Raw genomic sequence first — 2,078 nt, forward strand, 5'->3', positions numbered from 1 at the left:
TGCGCACGATCCGAGCGGCCCATGCGTTTGCCATGCAGACGCAAGCCGATCAGCCCAAGCCAAGACAGAGGTGAGTGTCGCTGCAGGAATCGGCGGGTAGCGCAACTCCCTCTGAAAGTGGTGCCGTTGAAGGGGGGCAGGTCAAGGCTAGCCTTTCTCGAGCCGCTGCCCTTCATGCGGTGATGCCGCAAGCGGATCGTCGAGAAGGTGCTCTCGATGGGGTTGTTCGTACGCACGTGGCCCCAGTGCTCCGCCGGGACGTCGCAGGGCTTCCCGGACCTTCGAGAGGCAGTTACACGCAGTCTGAGTCAAACGACGACGTTGGGCTGAACCCCTGAGCAAGGCCTGTAGGGCCTCCGGGAACTCGCCCGCCGAGAGTCTCCTGAGGTAGAGCCACGGAATCAAATCCTCGAACGGGCGGCTCCTCCGCAAGTGAACGGACATATGCGTCGAAGGCGCTGCGGCCATCCTCGGCGATTGCCGACGCGACCGCCTCACTCCTGACTGCCTCGCTCTCCTCTTGGCGATCCCGTCTTTTCGACCGCTTGCGATCTGATGGACGACTCGATCCGCGAACCGTAAAGCTTCGCATGAGTGGCGCATCCTGTCGGCCCCGTCGCTGGCTGCTGTTGGTGAACATGCCACAGCCGGATACGCCGCCTTTTTCTTTCCCCCTACGAGCATGACTGTCGGTTATTGCTCCGGGCCCCACTGGCTCTTTGTCTGACTCCCCCAAAACATGATTAGATTTCATAACTTTTAAGTGTCTCAAGCCAATTCCCAATCGCTCGGCCAATAGCAGCAGCTGCCTGCTTGCCCATAAGACTGACGTGGGAAAACCGAACGTCTTTGACGTCTACGCGGTCACAGTAGTTGTCCCATCCGAGAGTCTGACCAGAGAGCATATCCTGGGTTTCAAGGGCACGGATCAAGAACGCCGGGCCAGGGAAGTACCCATTGGGAATACCGGATCTTTCGCTCATCAGGAGCATGTTGCGATGAAACATGCGGAGAAGTGGTTCGAGTTGCGATTCACTCACTTGGTCCACGGCACGCCGCTGATTAGTCCACCCAGGCAGCAACAAGGCAGCATGCTTCAACCGGTCGGACCCACCTGCATCAACACCCAGTTGCCCGTCGGCCAGATTGATGATGAACTCTTCGAAATCACGGCACACGAGAAAAAGCTCTCGAGCCCTCTCGATAGCAGCAGAATCGTCCAGCGCCATCAGCCGATGTAAAAGCTGTTCCATCTCAGTTGACTCAGAAGGTGCATCGAGGATGACTAGTCCATCAAGCTTGCGGCCCTCTCTGCTGAGACAACATGCAAGATCATGCGCGATGACCCCTCCCATGGACCAACCGAGCAGCACCAGCGGCTGTCCGTCCTCAACCTCAACCTTAATCGCATGCGAATAGGCTTCGATCATATCGCCATACGTGTCGAATGACGATTGGCCGTCCATCGGACTAGGGCTCTGAATGCCTATCACACTCGCAAGATCATCAAGCGGAGAGATCAGATTGGAATACCCAAACGCCTGCCCGGTGATGTCGTGAAGGCAACACAGCGTATATGGCTTCTTGAGGCTTGATGATCCGTAGTTGATGACTGGTCGGTAACCGACGGAGGAAACGGCGTTCGGTACGCCAGTCTTTAGGTTCTCACTGAGATACCGGGCGAGCTCATCGACCGATGGATACTCGAAGATAACTGTGTTGCGAAGTGTCGTCGATGAGCCAGCATCGCTCGCGAGACGATTGAAGAATTGAACAGCCAGGAGGCTGTCCATACCGAGATCAAGAAAACTTGTTTTTGGGTCAGGCAGGGATGCAAGGCTAAGCAAGTCTTGCAGTTCGCCCAGCAAGAAGCCCGCGATCAAGCCATGCCGCTCTTCGGGTGCCGTCGCCATCAGGCGGCACATGAAGTGGCCCGCCTCGGCGCCGCCAGAAACTGAAATGGGGGTCGGCGTTTTGCCAGCTCGTGGAGTTACCTCCGATCCGAAAGCCGCATCGTGCGCCCCGTCCGCAGCGTCACGCTGGGCCTGGTCATCGTCGCGCAGAGCCCGCGGCTTCTT

General features: G+C 57.7%; 2 protein-coding genes. Both read right to left on the reverse strand.

All coding sequences use genetic code 11. The annotated features are described in order from the left end of the window. Window positions 1–236, reverse strand: a 236-nt coding sequence (locus tag WCJ41_RS21705; RefSeq protein ID WP_336907919.1) for a hypothetical protein, incomplete at its 3' end; no start/stop codon positions are given. Window positions 237–743: 507 nt separating this feature from the next. After that, window positions 744–2,078: thioesterase domain-containing protein (locus WCJ41_RS21710; RefSeq protein ID WP_336907920.1), on the reverse strand; the 1,335-nt coding region annotated here is incomplete at its 5' end.

This window comes from Aestuariivirga sp., assembly GCF_037139295.1.
Lineage (GTDB): Bacteria > Pseudomonadota > Alphaproteobacteria > Rhizobiales > Aestuariivirgaceae > Aestuariivirga.